This is a genomic window from uncultured Tateyamaria sp. (assembly GCF_947503705.1).
Taxonomy (GTDB): Bacteria; Pseudomonadota; Alphaproteobacteria; order Rhodobacterales; family Rhodobacteraceae; genus Tateyamaria.
In genome coordinates, this window is the sequence record NZ_CANNES010000005.1 from 81,909 (window position 1) to 101,549 (window position 19,641).

Annotated in this window: 15 protein-coding genes; 10 read left to right on the forward strand and 5 right to left on the reverse strand. The window is 60.1% G+C overall.

From position 1 onward, the window contains the following. The first annotated feature begins 139 nt into the window (after nucleotides 1–139). The 4 genes from Q1A44_RS12750 (at nucleotide 140) to Q1A44_RS12765 (ending at nucleotide 5,448) form a co-directional block, all read left to right on the forward strand. Nucleotides 140–592 (forward strand): isoprenylcysteine carboxylmethyltransferase family protein, encoded by a 453-nt coding sequence (locus Q1A44_RS12750; RefSeq protein ID WP_299625474.1) that lies wholly within the window; start codon nucleotides 140–142, stop codon nucleotides 590–592. A 144-nt stretch (nucleotides 593–736) separates the two neighbouring features. Then, nucleotides 737–2,317, forward strand: coding sequence for a Re/Si-specific NAD(P)(+) transhydrogenase subunit alpha (locus tag Q1A44_RS12755; protein ID WP_299625477.1), 1,581 nt, complete (start codon nucleotides 737–739; stop codon nucleotides 2,315–2,317). Nucleotides 2,318–2,330: 13 nt separating this feature from the next. Further along, on the forward strand, nucleotides 2,331–3,848 hold the full coding sequence (locus Q1A44_RS12760) for an NAD(P)(+) transhydrogenase (Re/Si-specific) subunit beta (RefSeq protein ID WP_299625480.1): 1,518 nt from the start codon (nucleotides 2,331–2,333) through the stop codon (nucleotides 3,846–3,848). A gap of 316 nt (nucleotides 3,849–4,164) precedes the next feature. Next, nucleotides 4,165–5,448 carry a DUF3422 family protein gene (locus Q1A44_RS12765; protein WP_299626155.1) on the forward strand — a complete coding sequence of 428 codons (1,284 nt, stop codon included), beginning with the start codon at nucleotides 4,165–4,167 and terminating at the stop codon, nucleotides 5,446–5,448. Nucleotides 5,449–5,543: 95 nt separating this feature from the next. On the opposite strand, the gene Q1A44_RS12770 is transcribed toward Q1A44_RS12765, so the two are convergent. The 3 genes from Q1A44_RS12770 to Q1A44_RS12780 form a co-directional block, all read right to left on the reverse strand. Beyond that, nucleotides 5,544–6,515, reverse strand: coding sequence for an ABC transporter permease (locus tag Q1A44_RS12770; protein ID WP_299625483.1), 972 nt, complete (start codon nucleotides 6,513–6,515; stop codon nucleotides 5,544–5,546). Further along, the gene (locus Q1A44_RS12775) at nucleotides 6,508–7,515 is read right to left on the reverse strand and encodes an ABC transporter permease (RefSeq protein WP_299625486.1); all 1,008 of its coding nucleotides are present in this window, start codon (nucleotides 7,513–7,515) and stop codon (nucleotides 6,508–6,510) included. Before Q1A44_RS12775 ends, Q1A44_RS12770 begins: the two co-directional genes overlap by 8 nt. A gap of 111 nt (nucleotides 7,516–7,626) precedes the next feature. Continuing rightward, entirely contained in the window at nucleotides 7,627–9,351 is a 1,725-nt protein-coding gene (locus tag Q1A44_RS12780; RefSeq protein WP_299625489.1) for a peptide ABC transporter substrate-binding protein, read from the reverse strand. Nucleotides 9,352–9,654: 303 nt separating this feature from the next. Here Q1A44_RS12780 and Q1A44_RS12785 point away from each other — a divergent pair, with 303 nt between their 5' ends. The 6 genes from Q1A44_RS12785 (at nucleotide 9,655) to Q1A44_RS12810 (ending at nucleotide 17,238) form a co-directional block, all read left to right on the forward strand. Further along, entirely contained in the window at nucleotides 9,655–11,487 is a 1,833-nt protein-coding gene (locus Q1A44_RS12785; protein ID WP_299625492.1) for an ABC transporter ATP-binding protein, read from the forward strand. 13 nt (nucleotides 11,488–11,500) lie between these two features. Beyond that, nucleotides 11,501–12,211: an SDR family oxidoreductase gene (locus tag Q1A44_RS12790; RefSeq protein ID WP_299625495.1), complete on the forward strand. Its 711-nt coding sequence runs from the start codon at nucleotides 11,501–11,503 to the stop codon at nucleotides 12,209–12,211. Next, nucleotides 12,208–13,368: an acetylornithine deacetylase gene (argE, locus tag Q1A44_RS12795; protein ID WP_299625498.1), complete on the forward strand. Its 1,161-nt coding sequence runs from the start codon at nucleotides 12,208–12,210 to the stop codon at nucleotides 13,366–13,368. Before Q1A44_RS12790 ends, argE begins: the two co-directional genes overlap by 4 nt. Before the next feature lie 141 nt (nucleotides 13,369–13,509). Beyond that, entirely contained in the window at nucleotides 13,510–14,853 is a 1,344-nt protein-coding gene (locus tag Q1A44_RS12800; RefSeq protein ID WP_299625500.1) for an FAD-binding oxidoreductase, read from the forward strand. Nucleotides 14,854–14,874: 21 nt separating this feature from the next. Continuing rightward, on the forward strand, nucleotides 14,875–16,041 hold the full coding sequence (locus Q1A44_RS12805; protein WP_299625503.1) for a M20 aminoacylase family protein: 1,167 nt from the start codon (nucleotides 14,875–14,877) through the stop codon (nucleotides 16,039–16,041). Between the two features lie 30 nt (nucleotides 16,042–16,071). Further along, nucleotides 16,072–17,238: a M20 aminoacylase family protein gene (locus Q1A44_RS12810; RefSeq protein WP_299625506.1), complete on the forward strand. Its 1,167-nt coding sequence runs from the start codon at nucleotides 16,072–16,074 to the stop codon at nucleotides 17,236–17,238. A 61-nt stretch (nucleotides 17,239–17,299) separates the two neighbouring features. Here the strand turns inward: Q1A44_RS12810 and Q1A44_RS12815 are convergent, their stop codons facing one another. Then, a complete protein-coding gene (locus Q1A44_RS12815; RefSeq protein ID WP_299625509.1) occupies nucleotides 17,300–18,349 on the reverse strand; it encodes a glycosyltransferase family 4 protein in 1,050 nt (349 codons plus the stop codon). Further along, complete coding sequence (locus Q1A44_RS12820; RefSeq protein WP_299625512.1) at nucleotides 18,342–19,637, reverse strand: 3-deoxy-D-manno-octulosonic acid transferase; 1,296 nt, start codon at nucleotides 19,635–19,637, stop codon at nucleotides 18,342–18,344. Before Q1A44_RS12820 ends, Q1A44_RS12815 begins: the two co-directional genes overlap by 8 nt. Nucleotides 19,638–19,641 lie beyond the last annotated feature (4 nt).

The window sequence follows — 19,641 nt, forward strand, 5'->3', positions numbered from 1 at the left end:
TGATGCCATTGAGAGTTGAGCATGGGCTTGCACCGCCCAAGGATCAACCACATCCACGCGGCAGGCCGCCATGTCTGCGCGCAAGGCGTTGACAAAGCGTCAAAATCCCCGTCACCATGCCCGCACCACGGGAACACATATGAAAAGTATTTTGGACATACCGCCGCTTTGGCTGCTGTTTGCGATCCTGATCGCTTGGGTTCAGGCGCGGTTTGCGCCAATGGGGCTGAGCCTTGCGTCCGGGGCGACAGACCTGATGGCAGGCGTTTTCATCGGTGGCGGAGTGCTGTTGATCGCCTTGGCCGCCTTGGAGTTTCGCAGAGCGCGCACAACGATCCTGCCGCATCAGGTTCCGGCCAAGTTGATCACCAGCGGGATTTTCGCGCGCAGCCGCAACCCCATCTATCTAGGCGATGCGTTCATTTTGCTTGGCTTTGTCCTGCGCTTTGATGCGGTGCTGTCTCTGGTCCTGGTGCCGATCTTCATCTGGTGGATCGAACGGCATTTCATCATCCCCGAAGAAGACCGGATGCGTCGTACTTTTCGGTCAGAATTTGCGCGCTATGAACAAAAAGTGCGTCGCTGGGTGTAAATCTTTGCATTAATGTCGCGGTGCGCGCGGCCCCACTCCTTGTAACTCTTCGACGAGGGCGATAGTGGATTTCTGCGCAGCGTGCGCCAAGTTGATCGTTTGGCTTGCCATTCATGACTTTTTAAAGACGGGGGATCTGTTCCCATGAAGATCGGAACACCAAAAGAGACATTTGCCGGAGAGCGCCGCGTCGCAATGACGCCTGAAAGCGCCTTGGCTCTGCAAAAGCTGGGCCATGAATGCCTGGTCGAGACGGGTGCGGGGCTTGAGGCCGGATTTGACGACGCGTCCTACAAGGCTGCAGGCGTCGAGGTGGTCAAGACCGCTGCCGCCCTTTGGAAGGCTGCCGATGTGGTCGCCAAGGTGCGCGCGCCGGACGCGACAGAGATGAAGCGCCTGCGTGACGGTCAAACACTGATCTCGTTCTTCAGCCCCGTTGCGGACGAAGACAAGATGGGCCAGGCCGCCAAGAAGGGTGCCACCGTTGTCGCGATGGAGATGATCCCCCGGATCAGCCGCGCCCAGAAGATGGACGCCCTGTCGTCGATGGCCAATATCGCGGGCTACCGCGCCGTAATTGAGGCGGGCAACAACTTTGGCCGCTTCTTTACCGGTCAGATCACCGCTGCGGGCAAGGTGCCCCCGGCCAAGGTTCTGGTCGTGGGCGCGGGTGTTGCGGGTCTTGCCGCCATCGGCACATCGACCAGCCTGGGTGCCATCACCTACGCCTTTGACGTAAGGCCCGAAGTGGCTGAGCAGGTCGAATCCATGGGCGCCGAGTTTGTCTATCTCGATTTTGAAGAAGAGCAGACAGATGGGGCCGCTACGGGTGGCTATGCTTCGGTCTCGTCGCCCGAGTTCCGCGAGGCACAGCTGGCCAAGTTCCGCGAACTGGCCCCCGAAGTTGATATCGTCATCACCACAGCCCTGATCCCCAACCGCGAAGCGCCCGAGCTTTGGACCGAGGACATGGTTGCCTCGATGAAGCCCGGGTCTGTCATTGTTGACCTGGCGGCTGAAAAGGGTGGCAACTGCAAATTGACCGTCGCGGACGAGAAAATCGTGACCGAGAATGGCGTGACCATCATCGGCTATACGGATTTCCCGAGCCGGATGGCGACGCAAGCCTCGAGCCTTTATGCCACAAATATCCGCCATCTGATGACGGATCTGACACCGGAAAAAGACGGCGTGATCAATCACAACATGGAAGATGACGTGATCCGGGGCGCGACCATTACGCATGCGACCGAAGTCACCTTCCCGCCGCCACCACCCAAGGTGGCCGCGATTGCGGCAGCACCCAAAAAAGAAGCGCCCAAAGAGCTGACGGCCGAGGAAAAACGCGCCAAAGAGGACGCCGCTTTCAAGGCTCAGACGCGCAATCAGTTCACCCTGTTGGGTGTTGGCGGTGCCTTGGTTCTGGGTGTCGGACTGATCCCTGGCATGCCCGCCAGCTTCATGCAGCACTTCATCGTCTTTGTTCTGAGCGTCTTTATCGGGTTCCAGGTGATCTGGAACGTGGCGCACTCGCTGCACACGCCACTGATGGCGGTGACCAACGCGATTTCGTCGATCATCATTCTGGGTGCGTTGATCCAGATCGGATCGACAAGCATGTTGATCACCTTGCTGGGCGCATTGGGTATTTTCATGGCCTCCGTCAACATCTTCGGCGGCTTCCTCGTGACACGGCGCATGCTCGCCATGTTCCAGAAATCTTAAGAGGGCGGGGACAATGGAAAACGCATTCACCATCGCGGCCTATGTGGTCGCAGCCATTCTGTTCATCCTGTCGCTGGGCGGCCTTTCGGGGCAGGAAAGCGCCAAGCGGGCTGTCTGGTACGGCATCGTGGGCATGGGTATCGCCGTTCTGGCGACGCTCGTGGGCCCCGGTTCCGGCCTCTGGTTTGCCTCGCTGGTTCTGATCTCGGGCGGCGCGGCTGTGGGTTATCAGCTGGCCACCAAGGTCGAGATGACGCAGATGCCCGAACTTGTGGCCATCATGCACTCGCTTGTGGGTCTGGCGGCTGTCTTTGTTGGCTTTAACGCCGATCTGATGATCAATTACATCGCTGACATTTATGCAGCCGAAGGGCTCGTGATGGGCGCTGTGGGCATTGATGGCGTGACGGCCGTTGGCCTGCCCAAAGAGGTCTATGATGGTCTGTCGGCCTTTGGTCAGCTGATCGCCAAGAAGTCCAGCGTGGAGATCGGGATTTTGCGGGTTGAACTGGTGCTGGGTATCTGGATCGGCGCGGTCACCTTTACCGGCTCCGTCATCGCCTATGCCAAGCTGGCGGGCGGGTCGTCCAAACTGCCGTTCGAGATTGATACAGGCGCCAAGAAACTGCCCGGCGGGCATTTCCTGAACGCGGCGGCGGCGGGCTTGTCGGTCCTGCTTTTGATCCTCTATCTGAGCGGCAGCGGCTCTTGGGCGCTGGTGCTGTTGACGCTGGCGGGTCTGTTCATCGGCTATCACCTGATCATGGGGATCGGCGGCGCGGACATGCCTGTGGTTGTGTCCATGCTGAACAGCTATTCAGGCTGGGCTGCGGCGGCCATCGGCTTCTCGCTTGGCAATGATCTGTTGATCGTGGTGGGCGCGCTTGTGGGCTCCTCCGGTGCGATCCTGTCTTACATCATGTGTAAGGCGATGAACCGGTCGTTCGTATCTGTGATCCTGGGCGGATTTGGCGGCCCAGCGGGGGAGCAGATGGCGGTTGAAGGCGAACAGATAGCGATCGAGGCCGACGGCGTTGCCACGGCCCTGAATGAGGCGGACAGCATCGTGATCATCCCGGGCTACGGCATGGCGGTGGCGCAGGCACAGCAGGGTGTGGCCGAGTTGACGCGCAAATTGCGCGCGGCGGGCAAAACAGTTCGTTTTGCGATCCACCCCGTTGCGGGGCGTTTGCCAGGGCACATGAACGTGCTCTTGGCCGAGGCCAAAGTGCCTTACGACATCGTGCTGGAGATGGATGAGATCAACGATGACTTCCCGGATACGGATGTGGCCATCGTCATCGGCTCGAACGACATCGTGAACCCGGCGGCACAAGACGATCCGAACTCTCCCATTGCCGGTATGCCGGTTCTGGAATGCTGGAAGGCCAAACAGGTTTTCGTGTCCAAGCGAGGGCAAGGGACCGGCTACTCCGGCATCGAGAACCCGCTGTTCTTCAAGGACAACACACGGATGTTCTATGGCGATGCCAAAGCGTCGATCGACAAGCTCTTGCCCATGATCGACTGACCTTTGGTTGGATATGGAATTTCGGAAGGGCGGGCCAACCAGGTCCGCCCTTTTGCATTGTGATGCGGGCAATGGCGCGCACGGAAGTGTGCCTTGCGCAGATGCGAATGCGGCACGCGGCAATGATCCCTGTAAGCCCAAACTGTCCTGCGTCACGCGCGAAGCTGCTGATTTGCTTGTGACTTTGCTCAATCCACGTCGCTCAAGACGTTCGGCATACCATTGCATTCTTTTAACACGTTGAAATACATGTGAAATTTTGTTTGCTTTGCAAATGTGTTGCGTTATGTCTGTCCCATCAGGCACGGAGCAGATCATGGCCCCCATCGAAGACCACCCGCTGCGTTATAAGCTGGCCAATGAGTTGCACGCGCGCCCTTTCCCGTCCATGCGCGCGCCCTGTGCCGCGGCTTATGTAGCGTTCAAACAGCCCGAAATGGCAGCGAACCGGGACAGGGATGCTGATGTGCAGCACTTGTTTCAACTGCTCGACCGCCACGGTGCGCCACATCCGCAACCCGGTGCCACCCATTATTATGGCCAGATCGGGCGCCATTGGCTCAAGTGGGAGCAGCACACCGAATTCGTAACCTACACGATCTTTTCGGAAGGGGTGCAGGACACTCCTTTTGATCCGCGCGCCTTTGATCCCTTTCCCCAAGACTGGCTGGAAACGGCCCCGGGGCAGCGCATCACCTCGATCCTGTTGCGGGTGGAGGAGCGTCCCAAGGTTGACGCGATTCGCGCCAAACTCCGCGACTGGTTTGTGCCCGAAAGCCTCGCTGTCAGTGCGGTGCTGGATGATGCTGCGGTAATGGCGGGCGATTTTCGGATCGATCAGAACGGGCACATGCGCTTTGCCGTTTTTGCCTCTGAGACGACGGGCCAGCGTCGGGTTGGACGCATCGTGCAGCGTCTGTGCGAGATCGAGACCTATAAATCCATGTCCATGCTTGGCTTTGCCCGGGTGCGCGGGATGGGGTCGCAACTGGGCTCGCTGGACACGCGGTTGACCGAACTGGTCGGCATGATGTCAGAGCCGGGTTCCAAGGCGGAGGAAACGCTGGAATCCCTCCTCGCGATCTCGGCTGAGTTGGAGACGCTTTCGGCGCAATCCTCGTTTCGCTTTGGGGCTACGTGGGCCTATGAGGCGCTGGTGAACCAGCGCATCACCTCGCTGCGCGAGGAACGCTATGACGGCCGCCAAAGCTTTGGTGAGTTCATGATGCGCCGCTACCAACCCGCCATGCGAACGGTTAAATCGGCCCAAGAGCGTCTGGATGCGATGTCGAGCCGGGGCGTGCGCGCGGCGAATTTGCTGCGGACCCGCGTCGACGTGGAACGTTCTGCCGAGAACCAGGCGCTGCTGGAAAGCATGGACCGCCGGTCGGACCTGCAACTGCGCTTGCAGCGCACCGTTGAGGGCCTGTCGGTCGTGGCGATCAGCTACTATGCGGTCTCGCTTGCGGGCTACCTGATCTATCCGCTTGAGGCCCCCACTGGCCTGTCCAAGAACTACCTCACGGCGCTTGTGACCCTGCCGGTGGTCTTTGCCGTGTGGTGGCTCGTCCGGCGCCTACGCCAGTCGGTCGAGAAATAGGGTAGGGCGCGGGCGTACCAACAGGTACGCCTTACGGGGGTTTTTGAAACGTCAGTCTCTTGCCCGTAAGGCGGATCTTGATCCGCCACCACGCCTCAGCGACCGCGGATACGGGGATCAAGAGCGTCGCGCAGGCCGTCGCCAAGGTAGTTCACACCAAGCACCGTCAGCGAGATCAGGATACCGGGCAGAACGACACGCTCGGGATACTGCTCCATCCGTTGCACGGCATCCGCCAGCAGTTTGCCCCATGTTGGGAAGTCCGAGGGAAAGCCCACACCCAAAAAGCTGAGCGCGCTTTCGGTGATGATCGCGGTGGCGAGGCCCAAAGTGGCCGACACCATGATGGGAGATACGACGTTGGGCAGCAGGTGCCGAGCGATGATCTTGCCCGGCGTGGTTCCGATGGACCGCGCGGCAAGGATGAACTCGCGTTCTTTCAGCGCCAGAATATCGCCGCGCACGATCCGTGCCGTCTGCATCCAACTGGTGAGGCCTATGACGCTGACGATCAGGACAAACATGCCGCCCTCAGGCCCGAACGCCTCGTTCAGCGGTTGCCGGAACAGGGTGACAGCCACCAGCAGCAAGGGCAGGATCGGCAGCGACAAGACCAGATCGGTAAAGCGCATCAGCCAGAAGTCGGCTTTCTTGAAATAGCCAGAGACGACACCGACGCCCGCGCCAATGACCAACGCCAGGACCATCGCGGCCCAGCCCACAGCCATGGAGGCGCGGCCGCCTGCGATCAACTGTGCGAGAATATCGCGCCCAAGTTGGTCCGAGCCCAGCGGCTTGTTCCAGCCCACTTTGGCCGAACTGTCCCAAAGTCCCACATAGATCGGGCGCATGTCCTTGTTGCGGATGTCGATCTGGGTCGCGTCCACGGTATAAATGTAGGGACCAAAGAGCACCGCGAGGGTGATGAAAATCAGGAACCCACCGCCGAACATCGCACCCTTGTGGTGCTTGAGTTGATCCCACACGTCGATCCATTGGGATCGGGGCGGCTTGGACGGTTCCTTGTCCTGCAGGGCGGCGAGCGGATCTGTCACTTGATCAGTCATAGCGGATCCTTGGGTCGAGGACGCCGTAGAGGACGTCGGCAATCAGGTTGAAAAACACGATCAGGATCGCAAAGATGAAGGTTAGCGTCATGACCATTGGAATGTCGCTGGCAAATAGCGCCGTTAGCAAAAGTTGCCCGATCCCGTTCACCTTGAACACGTTCTCGGTGATGATCGCGCCGCCAAAGATTGCGGGCACGCCCAGAGCAATGACAGTGATCACCGGGATCATCGAGTTGCGCAGGACGTGCTGCATGACCACGACACCCTCGCGCAGGCCTTTGGCGCGGGCGGTGCGTACATAATCCTGGCCCAGATTGTCGAGCATCGAGGACCGCATGTAGCGGCTGAGCTGGGCAGTGGTTTGCAGGGCCAGCACCATCACGGGCATGATCATCTGCATGAACTGGACTTTGAAGCTGGCCCAATCGGTGACAACGTGGGTGGTGTCATAGATCGACGGGAACCAGCCCAGTTGGACCGAAAAGATCACGATCAACAACGGCCCGGTGAAGAAGGGGGGGATCGAAAATCCGATCATCGTGATGAACGTGCCCGACTGATCAAAGACGGAATATTGCCGATAGGCGGAGTAAATCCCGATGGGCAGGGCGATCAGGATGCCGACCACATAGGACAGGCCCACCACCCAGAGAGTCTGGGGAATACGCTGCACTACGATGTCCATGACGGGGCTGCGGGTCTGCCAGGAGATCACGCGTTGCTTGCCTTCGGCAAAGCTGGTGCCGAACCAGTGGTCAATCAGCACCTGCGGCTCGATCCAGAAGAACTGCACCATCCACTTGTAATATTGAACCATGATGGGTTCGCCCAGGCCAAGCGCTTCGCGCATCTTCTCTTTGACTTCGGGCGGGACTGTCAGTGGCACCTGGCTCATGGGGTCGCCAGGGGCCAGCTGCAACAGCATGAAAATGGCAAAACTAATGAACAAAAGCGTCGGAATGGAGAGGACCAATCGTCGGATGATATAGGTCTGCATCGACACCTCGGGGCATTGGTTTCAGGACAAGTAAAGGGTGGTCAGGCACATGCGCGCACGCGCCTGACCGGAAATGAAAAGGGCGACAGGATTACTCCTGCCGCCGCGTCATCAGTTCGACTTGATGCGATACCAGTCTGCGATGTTCCACAGTTCGGAATCCCAGACGTTCAGGTCCACACCGCCCAGCGTGACGGCATGGGCCGCGTTCCGACCACGGTGCGTCAGCGGGATGATGACATATTCCTGCATCAGGATGTCGTTCATCGCCTTGGCCAGCTCAGCGCGCTTTTCAAGCTCGCCTGTGACGGCCATTTCAGCAATCAGCGCCTCGTATTCCTCCGAGCAGAAGCGCATCATGTTGGTGCCCTGCCATTGTGTTTCAGGACGTGGCCGCTTGTCACAAGCCCAACCTGCCATATACGATTCAGGGTCGGTGCCATCGAAGTTGTTGGTGTACATTTCAACGTCGGCATAGAACTTCTGGAACGTGTCAGGCGAACCGGGGTCAGAGCCAAAGAAGACCGACGCGTCGATGTTGCGCAATTCGGTTTCGATGCCGATCTGGCTCCACCAGTCTTTGACAAGCGCCTGATAGTCCTGACGGACGGCGTTGGTCGATGTTTGGTACAGAACCGACAATTCGATGCCGTCCTTTTCGCGGATGCCGTCGCCGTTGCTGTCAACCCAACCGGCAGCGTCCAGCACCGCGTTGGCACCTGCGATGTCCTGGGTTTTGCAGCTTTCGTTCGCCGTGGACGCGTAGATCGCCGGCGCAGGCAGCACGTTGCAGGTCAGTCGGCCAAAATCGCCATAGCCGATCTCTGTCAGCAGAGCCACGTCAATGGCCATCGACATTGCTTGGCGGACCGCCTTGTCGGTCAGGAAGGGATGCGGATGCGCAATTGTCGCGCGCTCGCCTTCGGGCAAGTCGGGCGATGGGTTGGTCAGGTTGATGTGAATACGCTCGACCGATGTGCCAAAGGACACAACGTTCTTGCCACGGCCTGCTTCTTCCATGCGGGTCAGTACGTCAGGCGCGAGTTGCAGGTTCCAGGCATAATCGTACTCGCCCGTTTCATGCACGGCGCGGCCTGCTGCTGCGGCATCGCCACCACCTTTGAAGGTCACGGTCGCAAAGGCGGGTTTGCTTGGATCGCGGTAGTTTTCGTTGGCCGCGAAGGTGATCACGTCATTTGGACGGAATTCCGTTACGGTGAAGGGGCCTGTGCCGATCGGGCCAAAGTTGGCCTCGGTGCACTCGGGCGCCTTGGGTCCGAGGCATTCGGCAAACTGCGCTTTTTGGATGATCGGCGCCTGGGCACCGACAAATGGGCCGTAGGGGAAGGGCTTGGGTACGCCAAAGGTCACGACAACTGTCTGTGCGTCCGGCGTGTCCACAGAAACCACGTCGTTGTATTTTTCGGCCTGGGCACAACCGCCGCCTTCAGCGGTGCAGTACTCCCACGAGAACTTGACGTCTTCGGATGTCACCGGCGTGCCATCGGACCACAGTAGCCCATCGGACAGAACCCATGTGATCTGTGTCAGGTCTTCGCTCACGCCGCCGTTTTCGACGGTGGGCACTTCGTCAACCAGCCAAGGTACAAGTGCACCTTCGGTGTCGTAGCGTGCCAGGGGCTCGATCACGAGGCTGGATGATTCCAGTTCCTTGGTGCCGCCGGACAGATACGGGTTCAAAATGGATGGCGCTTGCCAATAAATGATCTTCAGCTCGCCATCGCGGCCACGGTCGCCGGAATGACCATCGGCATAGGCGAACGGCGCACATGCGACGCTTGCGGCTGCGCCGAGCAGCAGGGTTTTCAGTTTCATGTTTCACTCCTTGTTGGACGCCAGGCCAAGGCCTGATGCCGGTCTTGCGCCGCATTCACTGCGATCGCGTTTCGTTTCCGGCGGGATCGTGAGCGCACTCTTGCCGCGTAAACCTGTGGTTTCACTTCGGTTTTCAAACAGTCCCCCGGATGAACACCTGCCATCGAAACAGAACTTGATGAAAATGCAAGCCTCGGTTGCTCGAATTACTAAGAAAACCGTATGCGGGGTTTGACAGTGCTGCAAGCTTGGCCATAGCCTCAATCAACGGCCCTCGCGGGGCCCTTTCGGGGATAGTTCAGAATGCTTGACGAGACGGGTAGCACGCCCATTGCAGATATCCGTGGCCTGCGGGTCGAATTCCAGACCAAGGATGGCCCGGTTGTCGGCGTCGAGGATGTGTCATTCACCGTCAACGCAGGCGAAACCGTTTGTATTGTTGGCGAATCCGGGTCGGGCAAGTCGGTATCTTCGCTATCGCTGATGCGTTTGGTCGAGTTTGGCGGGGGCGAAATCGCGGGCGGCCAACTGATCTTTGACCGCAAGGATGCCGATAACATCGACCTCGCCCAGACCGATCAGGACCTGATGCGCACTATTCGCGGCAACGAGATTGGGATGATCTTTCAAGAGCCGATGACCGCCCTGAACCCCGTCTTTACCGTGGGGCGCCAACTCACCGAAGGGTTGCGCTTGCATCGCGGTATGTCCAAGGCGCAGGCCGAGGAACGCGCGCTTGAACTGATGAACCAGGTCCGCATCCCCGAGCCTGAGCGCCGCTTGGTTCAGTACCCGCACGAGTTGTCAGGCGGCATGCGTCAGCGTGTAGTCATTGCCATGGCGCTGGCGTGCAAACCGCGGCTTTTGATTGCGGACGAACCTACCACCGCCTTGGATGTGACCATCCAGGCCGAGATTCTGGCGTTGATGGACCGCCTCAAGCGTGAAACGGGCACGGCCGTGATGTTCATCACCCACGACATGGCCGTCGTTGCCCAGATGGCGGACCGCGTCGTTGTCATGTTCCGCGGCAAAAAGGTCGAGGAAGGCCCCGTCGCCGAGATTTTCGAGAACCCTCAGCACCCCTACACCAAGGCGCTGCTGGCCGCCGTCCCCAAATTGGGCGAGATGAGCGGCAAGGCCTATCCTGAACCGATGAAGCTGATGGGCCGCGACCAAAAGGCCATTATGCCGATCCCCGGCACCGAAGAACCGCTCTTGGTGGTCAAGGGTCTGACAACGCGCTTTCCGGTCAAGGGCGGCTTTTTCCGCCGTCTGGTGGCCAATGTGCATGCGGTCGAGGATCTGTCCTTTACCATCAACAAGGGCCAGACCCTGAGTCTGGTGGGCGAAAGTGGTTGCGGCAAATCCACGGCAGGTCGGTCGATCCTGCGCCTTGTAGACCCTCAAGAGGGTCAGATCATGCTGGACGGCAAGGACATCATGGCGCTCAGCGATCGTGATCTGCGCACCGCGCGGTTGGACATGCAAATGATCTTTCAAGATCCCTTTGCCTCGCTGAACCCCCAGATGCAGTTGGCCGATCAGGTGGCCGAACCGATGCATAACTATGGCATGTTCAAAGGGGAGGAAGGGCGAAAACGGGTCGAAATGCTTTTTGACCGGGTTGAGCTGCCGCGCAGTTTCATGCGCCGTTTTCCCCATGAATTGTCGGGTGGGCAGCGTCAGCGGGTGGCCATCGCACGCGCACTTGCGTTGAACCCCAAGCTGATCATCGCGGACGAGGCTGTATCAGCCCTCGACGTGTCGGTGCAGGCGCAGGTATTGAACCTTATGATGGAGTTGCAGGCCGAAATGGGGCTGTCCTTCCTGTTTATCAGCCACGATATGGCGGTGGTCGAAAGGGTCAGCCATCATGTGGGCGTCATGTATCTGGGCCGCATCGTGGAGCTGGGCCCGCGCGCCCGCGTCTTCGAAAACCCGCAACACCCCTATACCCAAGCCTTGATGAAGGCGGTGCCCATTGCCGACCCGCGCAGGCGCAAGGAAGAAAAAGATCTGAATTTCAAGCCGATCCCGTCGCCGATTCACCCCGCAGGCTATGATCCGGCCCCGTCAGAATATGACGAGGTCGAGCCGGGCCATTTCGTGCTCACCACTGATAGCGGTTATTGAGGCGGCGCTGGCCGTGACGCAACCGCATGCGCAAAAGGTGGCCCTGATCACCGGTGCGGCCCGGGGGATCGGGCGAGCCATGGCTTTGGACATGTCCCGGGACCACGGCGTCGCGATCACCTATCGAAATACGCTGCCAGATGGGCTCAGTGACGATATTCTTGCAGTACACTGCGATCTGACGGACGCCGCGCACCCGGCGGCGGTTGTAGAGGCAGTTATAGATCATTTTGGCCGGATTGACGTGCTGATCAACAACGCAGGCAGTGCTGTGGCCTCGCCGGTTGATACCTTTGACATGACAGGTGCCCGCGCCATGATGGACGTGAATGTGCTCGCCCCTCATGGCCTGTTGGTCGCGGCCCTGCCGCATTTGCAGGCAGGTGCCGCCGTGATCAACATTTCATCCGTCAATGCCGTCTTGCCGCCCGGCGGTGCCAGCCTATTTGGCGCCAGCAAGGCGGCACTAGAGCTGTGGACGCGTGGCATTGCCAAGGAATTGGGGCCGCGCGGCATTCGCGTGAATGCCATTGCCCCCGGGGCCATAGACGTCGAGGATGCAGACCGCCCCGAGGCGCTGCGCCAACTCTTTATCGACGCCACCGCCCTGGGCCGCCTTGGCACGCCCAAAGACATCGCCGCCACTGTCCGCTTTCTGGCCAGTGAACATGCGGCCTTTATCACCGGTGAAGTTCTCACCGTGTCCGGAGGATACAGACTGTGACTGCCCGCCTTACCCCGCTTGAGCTGATGACCAAGCTGATCAGCTTTCCCACGGTGAGCCGCGATACGAATCTGCCCTTGGTGGAGTGGGTTGAAGACTACCTGAACAGCCACGGCATCACATCGCATCGCTATCCGCATCCCGATCAACCCAAAGCAGCGCTGTTTGCTCATGTGGGGCCTGAGGTCGAGGGGGCGGTTGTCCTTTCGGGGCACACGGACGTGGTGCCGGTGGATGGCCAACCTTGGGATACGGACCCGTTTGTGGTGACCGAACGGGATGGCAAATATTTCGGGCGCGGAACCTGCGACATGAAAGGGTTTGATGCGCTGGCCCTTTGGGCGCTGGTCGAGGCACATTATGCAGGCGTGTCCAAACCCTTGCAGCTGGCGTTCAGCTTTGACGAGGAAATCGGCTGTCTGGGCGCCCCGCCCATGATTGCCGCCATGCAGGGGGTGGTTCCCAAGGGTGGCCCGGTAATCGTGGGCGAGCCGTCGATGATGCAGGCCGTGACCGGGCACAAAGGCGGGCAGGGGTTTGACACGCGAGTTGTGGGTTTCGAGGTGCACTCCTCGATAATGCACACCGGCGTCAGCGCCATCCTCGAAGGGGTGAAGATCATCGATTTTGCCAATCAGCGCAATGCCGCGGTCTTTGCCTCGGAGCCGACGACGCTGGGGGCGATGTTTGATCCGCCCTATACCACATGGCATGTCGGCCAGGTCTCGGGTGGGACGGCGCATAATATCACGGCCAAAGAGTGTAGGTTTTCCATGGACTTCCGCGCGGTGCCTGGGGACAACACCGAAGCACTCAAAAAGGCGTATCTGGATCACGTTTCGGCCATTGAGGCAAACATGCAGGCCGTGCACCCGGATACGCGGGTGGAGATCGACATTCGCTTTGCCGTACCGCCACTGGAGCCGGAAGAAAACGGCGTTGCCGAAGCCTTGGTGCGCCAGATTACCGGTGATAACGCGAGCCATGTTGTAAGCTACGGTACAGAGGCGGGGCAGTTCCAGCAGGCGGGTTATTCTGCCGTTGTTTGCGGGCCTGGTGATATTGCGCAGGCGCACCAACCCAATGAGTTTATCACGGTTGCGCAGTTCGAGGCAGGGCATGCCTTTATGCGTGATCTGGTTGGACGGCTTGCCTGAGAAAGCGTTTTCCGACACGGAAAACGGGCCGGAAAACGGCTCATTTTCCGATGGCGCCCAGCGGTGGTGGTGGCGCGTGACCTCTGTCGCTCGCGCCATTTTCTGCGTGGGGAAATGGGCCAAAGACCGCGTCGGTCTCCGATGAGCTTCCCGATTTCCAATACCTCGCCCGTGACCTATCCAGGTGCGCCACCGCCCGAGACCGATGTGGTCGTTATAGGTGGTGGCGTCATCGGGGTTTGCACGGCCCTTTATCTCGCCCGCGCGGGTCGTCGCGTCGTCCTTTTGGAAAAGGGGCGTATAGCCGGGGAACAATCCAGCCGAAACTGGGGCTGGATCCGTCAAACGGGCCGCGATCCGGATGAACTGCCGATTATGGTCGAGGCGAACCACCTTTGGCGGGCATTGGCGGATGAAACCAATGTTGACATTGGTTTGCGGCAAAGTGGCGTCACCTATCTTGCCCGAACGGAAGCAGAGTTGGCAGGTTACGCCGGTTGGTTGCCCCATGCTCAGGCACTGAACATCGATAGCTGCCTTCTCAGCCGAAGAGAAACGGCGCACCTCATCCCTGCCATGTCTCAAAGCTATGCCGGTGCCTTGCACACGCCGAGTGACATGCGCGCCGAACCTTGGGTCGCCGTTCCGGCCCTGGCGGGGATCGCCACCCGGGCGGGCGCGCAAATTGTCGAAAACTGTGCCGCCCGGACGTTGGACATACAAGACGGGCGCGTCGCAGGTGTTGTAACCGAGGCAGGCCGCATTGCTGCTGGGGAGGTTGTTGTGGCAGGCGGTGCCTGGTCGGCGCTGTTCCTGCGCCGCCATGGTGTAGCATTGCCGCAATTGTCCGTGCGCGCCACAGTGGCCGCAACAGCGCCCATGCCCAAGGTCCATCTCGGTGCAGCTGCCGACAGCCGTATTGCCTTTCGTCGTCGGCAGGATGGCGGCTACACCCTCGCTGCAGGTGGCTTTCACGAGCTTTTTGTCGGACCCGATGCCTTTCGCGCATTTCCCAAATTTATCGCACAGCTCAGGGCTGATCCATTTGGCACGCGATTTCTGCCCGCAGCACCTGCCGGCTACCCCGATGCATGGGGCACGCCACGCCACTGGGCTGCAGATCAAGAATCGCCCTTTGAGCGGATGCGGGTGCTGGACCCGACACCCAATCGGGGCAAGCTCAAGGCGCTGGCCCGCGACTTTGGCGCATTGTTTCCCGGTCTTGGGCCGGTGCAAATTGCCAGCGCGTGGGCAGGGATGATCGACACGATGCCCGATACCGTTCCAGTGGTGGACCGTGTGACCGCCCTTCCGGGTCTGTCCATTGGCACGGGGATGAGCGGTCACGGCTTTGGCATCGGCCCAGGCATGGGCCGGGTGCTGGCCGCTCTGGTCACCGGCGGCGATGTGGGTCATGATCTGACGCGGTTCCGTCTGAGCCGATTTTCCGATGGAACTGCCGTTCACATCGGCCCCTCTCTCTGAGCGACCAAAAGGAGTGCGCTGATGCCGATCAAGAACCGCCTGGCCGAGACCCATGCCGAGATTACCGGCTGGCGTCATCATCTGCATGCGCATCCCGAACTGGACTTTGATGTGCATGAAACAGCGGCCTTTGTCGTGGACAAGCTGCGAGCGATGGGCGTCGATGACATCACCACCGGCATCGGCCGAACCGGCGTGGTCGCCGTGATCAAGGGGCGAACGGACACCAAGGGCCGGGTCATTGGCCTGCGGGCGGATATGGACGCGCTGCCGATCATGGAGGCGTCAGGCGTCGAATTTGCCTCGACCGTTCCCGGCAAGATGCATGCGTGCGGCCATGACGGGCATACCTCGATGTTGTTGGGAGCGGCCCAATACCTCGCTGAGACCCGCAATTTCGACGGCACTGCCGTGATGATCTTTCAACCCGCCGAAGAGGGCGGCGGCGGTGGCCGCGAAATGGTCAATGACGGCATGCTAGACCGCTGGAACATCCAAGAGGTTTACGGACTGCACAATATGCCCGGCCTGCCCACCGGGCAATTCGCGATCCGGCCCGGGCCCATCATGGCCGCAGCCGATGAGTTCGAGATTACTGTCACGGGCCTTGGCGGCCATGCCGCGGCGCCCCACACCGCAATCGACCCAAACGTGGCGGCGGCCCATATTATCCTCGGATTGCAAAGTATCGCCAGCCGCAACGTGGACCCGTTAGAGGCGTCGGTTGTGTCGGTGTGCGCGCTGCATTCGGATGTGGACACACACAATATCATCCCGCAAACGACGCGGATGACGGGTACGGTGCGCGCCCTCAAACCCGAGATCCGCGACCAGGTCGAGGCGCGGGTGATCAAGATCGCGACAGCCACGGCAGAGGCCTATGATTGCGTGGCGGAGGTAGAATACCGTCTTGGCTATCCCGTGACCATCAATGACGACACACATACCGATTATGCAGCGGCGGCCGCGCGGGCGGTTGCTGGGGATGTGATCACCGACATGCCGCCCATTATGGCGGCGGAAGATTTTTCCTTTATGCTGAACGAGCGCCCCGGGGCCTATATCATGCTGGGCAACGGTGAAGGTGCGACGCTGCATCACCCCGAATACCGCTTTGATGATGATGCAATACCGGCCGGATGCAGCTGGTTTGTCGAAGTGATCGAACAACGGATGCCCGCACAATAATTGCCCGCGCGCCAGACAAAGGAACAGTTTATGCCGATCAAGAACCGATTTGCCGAAATGCAGGCCGATATCACCGCCTGGCGCCGCGACATTCACCAACATCCCGAGATCTTGTTCGAAACCCATCGTACCAGCGCATTGGTGGCGGATAAGCTGCGGGAATTTGGCTGTGATGAGGTGGTCGAAGGCATCGGACGCACGGGCGTTGTCGGTTTGATCAAGGGCCGGACGGATGCGTCGGGAAAGGTGATTGGGCTCCGCGCGGATATGGACGCACTGCCGATCCACGAGGAAACCGGTGTGGACTATGCCTCCAAAACCGACGGGGCAATGCATGCCTGCGGGCATGACGGGCATACGGCGATGCTGCTGGGCGCTGCGCGTTATCTGGCGGAGACGCGGAATTTCGACGGTACGGCGGTGGTAATCTTTCAACCCGCCGAAGAGGGCGGCGGCGGCGGTCGCGAGATGTGCGACGATGGCATGATGGACCGTTGGAACATCGACGAGGTCTATGGCATGCACAATTGGCCGGGGATGCCAGTGGGTACTTTTTCGATCCGCCCGGGCGTGTTTTTTGCGGCGACCGACCTTTTGAAAATCGAATTTGAGGGTTTGGGCGGGCACGCAGCCAAACCGCATGAGACGGTAGATACGACCCTGATGGCGGCCCATGCGGTTACCGCTCTGCAAAGTATCGTCAGCCGCAACGCAGACCCCATCGAGCGGATTGTGGTATCGATCACCGCGTTCGAAACTTCGTCCAAAGCCTTCAACGTGATCCCGCAAAAGGTACAAATCATGGGCACCGTGCGTACTATGTCGCCGGAGATTCGGGACTTGGCCGAAAAGCGGGTCACCGAGATTTGCGAAGGCACGGCCGCCATGTTCGGTGGTGTGGCCCGTGTCGATTACAATCGGAACTACCCTGCGATGGTCAATCATGACGAGCAGACAGCCTTTGCGGCGGATGTGGCCCGCTCGATTTCAGGGCAATGCGATGAAGCGCCTTTGGTCATGGGCGGCGAGGATTTCGCCTTTATGCTCGAAGAACGGCCCGGGGCCTATATTCTGGTCGGGAATGGCGACACGGCGATGGTACATCATCCAAAGTATAACTTTAATGACGAGGCGATCCCGGCAGGCTGTTCCTGGTGGGCAGAGATAGTCGAGCAGCGTCTGCCTGCGGCATCCTGACTTCGTTTGGGGCGGCGGGTGACGCTCCTGCCATTCGGCAGGTCGCCCCACCCACCGTCCCTCAGGCGCTCCGCAATTGCAGGTAAATCGCCGTGATCGCGTCCGCTTCCTGCTGCAATTGGAAATTCTGCACCATGTGCTTGCGCGCGTTGTCGGACCATTGGGCCAACATCTCTGGGTTTGAGAGGATGGCATCGGCGGCCTCTGCCATCTGGGTCACATCGCCTGCGTCGATCAACGTGCCTGTTTTGCCGTCCACGATTAATTCTTCGAACGCGCCGACGCGCGTTGCGATGCTGGGCGCGCCACAAGCCATCGCCTCAAGCGGGGTTAACCCGAACCCTTCCCAGCGTTGCGGCGCGATATACAGATCAAGCGCCTGGTAGAAACGCGGCGTCTCCCAAACCGGCACTTCTGGCAAAAAGAGAATCCGGTCGCCGAGACCCGCTGCGGAGACCCGTTTTTTGAGGTCGTCCAGAAAGCCCTGGTCCTTGTCCACCGCGCGCCCCATGACAATGCCAGTCACAGTGGGATGTCGCGGCAATAGCGCAATCATCGCCTCCACAAACACATCCGTGCCCTTTTGTGCGCGGATCCGTCCGAAACAGCCTATGAGCGCCCCTTGGGGCAAGCCAAGTTCGGCGCGCAGCGCAGTCTTGTCGGGATGGGGCGCAAAGGTTTCGGTGTCTATCCCATGGTGAATGACGGTCGAGGTCCGTTCGAGGTATCCTGCCGTTTTGGCAGAGGTCGAAATCACCGCGTCCATCCGCGCAATGAGCGCTTTGGTCAGGCCCGAATGGTGCCGCTGGCTGGCAGAGGTGAAAAGCAGTTTGAGCTGTTTGCCCAAGAGCCATTTGAGCGCGAGACCCGCGATCATTTCCACATTGCGGCGGGCATGCCAGACTCGTGCTCCCGAGGGACCCTTGCGCGACATGGTCAAAAGCTTGATCCAACCCACGTTGGGCACGTGCTCGGGCATGTCCGGTGCGCAGGCGGTGATCGCGATGGATCGTGCTTGCAAGGGCACCAGCCGGATCACGGTCGACGTCACTCCGGACAGACGCCGTTTGAAATTGGGCGCGATCACGTCGATGTCGTTGAGGTCAGCCATGCGTCTCTTTGGCCTCAATGCCTGCCAGAGACAAGAGTTGGTCACTGATGTCAGCCAATGCCGCATCTCCGGCCTGTGCCAAGGGGCGCGCATTGGCGGCCAGTTGTGCGGCGCGGCTGGGATGGATTAACAGGGTGTCGATTTCAGATGCCAGGGCTGTCGCATCGGCCACTTCCACGCTTGCATCTTTTAAGCGGAAAACGGCGTATGCTTCGGAAAAGTTGACGTATTTCGGGCCGTGCAGGATGGCGGAATGGGCGGCGGCCGGCTCAAAGGGCGTGTGGCCGCCTACTGCGCTCCACGAGCCGCCAAGAAAGACGATCGGGCTGAGCGCATACCACAAATCAGTCTCGCCCATTGTGTCGGCCAGATAGACTTGTGCCTTGTCTGACAGTGTACCGCCAGTGCTGCGCTGCGCGACGCTCAGGTCCTTGCCCTCGATCAGGCCCATCACCTCCGGGGCGCGCTCGGGATGGCGTGGCACCAGTATCAGGCACAGGTTCGGGTGATCTTGCAACAGGCGCTTGTGCGCATCCAAAACCCCCTCTTCTTCGCCCGGATGGGTCGAGGCGGCGACCCAAACAGAGCGCCCGCCGAGTTCGGTATGTGCCGTATCCAGAGCCTTGGGACCAAGTGTCGATGGACCAGGCATCGCCTTGAGGTTCTGGCCCTGCTCGGCGATGTCCAGGCCCATTTCGCGGAGGTGATCACGGCTGCGCCGATCCTGGCAATGGGCAAATCGGACGCCACGCAGAACATAGCGCGCGGTGCCCGCAAACCGTTTCCAGCCTTGTGCGCTTTTGTCCGACAGCCGCGCGTTCAGCAAAGCCACCGGCAGGTCGCGCCGTGCGCAGGCGTCAAGCAGGTTCGGCCAAAGCTCTGATTCGACCAACACACACAAATCCGGCCGCCAATGATCCAGAAATCGGTTCAGCGGTCCGACGCCATCCAACGGGCTGAACTGGTGCACAGCATCTTGGGGCAGTCGGCTTGCCACGGCTTGGGCCGAGGTGGCCGTGCCAGACGTTAGCAAGAGCCGCAGTTCGGGATGGGCTTGGGCCATATAGGCCATCAAAGGAAGGACCGATTTCGCCTCACCGACGCTTGCCCCATGCAGCCAGATCAGGGGGCCAAGCCTGCGCGATTCCGTTGCATGGCCAAGACGCTCATGGGCGCGCTCAACGGGCACGCCTGCGCCGCGCAGCTTAGACACGGCGCTGCGTGCGGCAAAGGGCAGGGCCAAGGCCGACAGCGCACGATAGAGCACAAACAGGGCCGTGGGCCGCACGAGG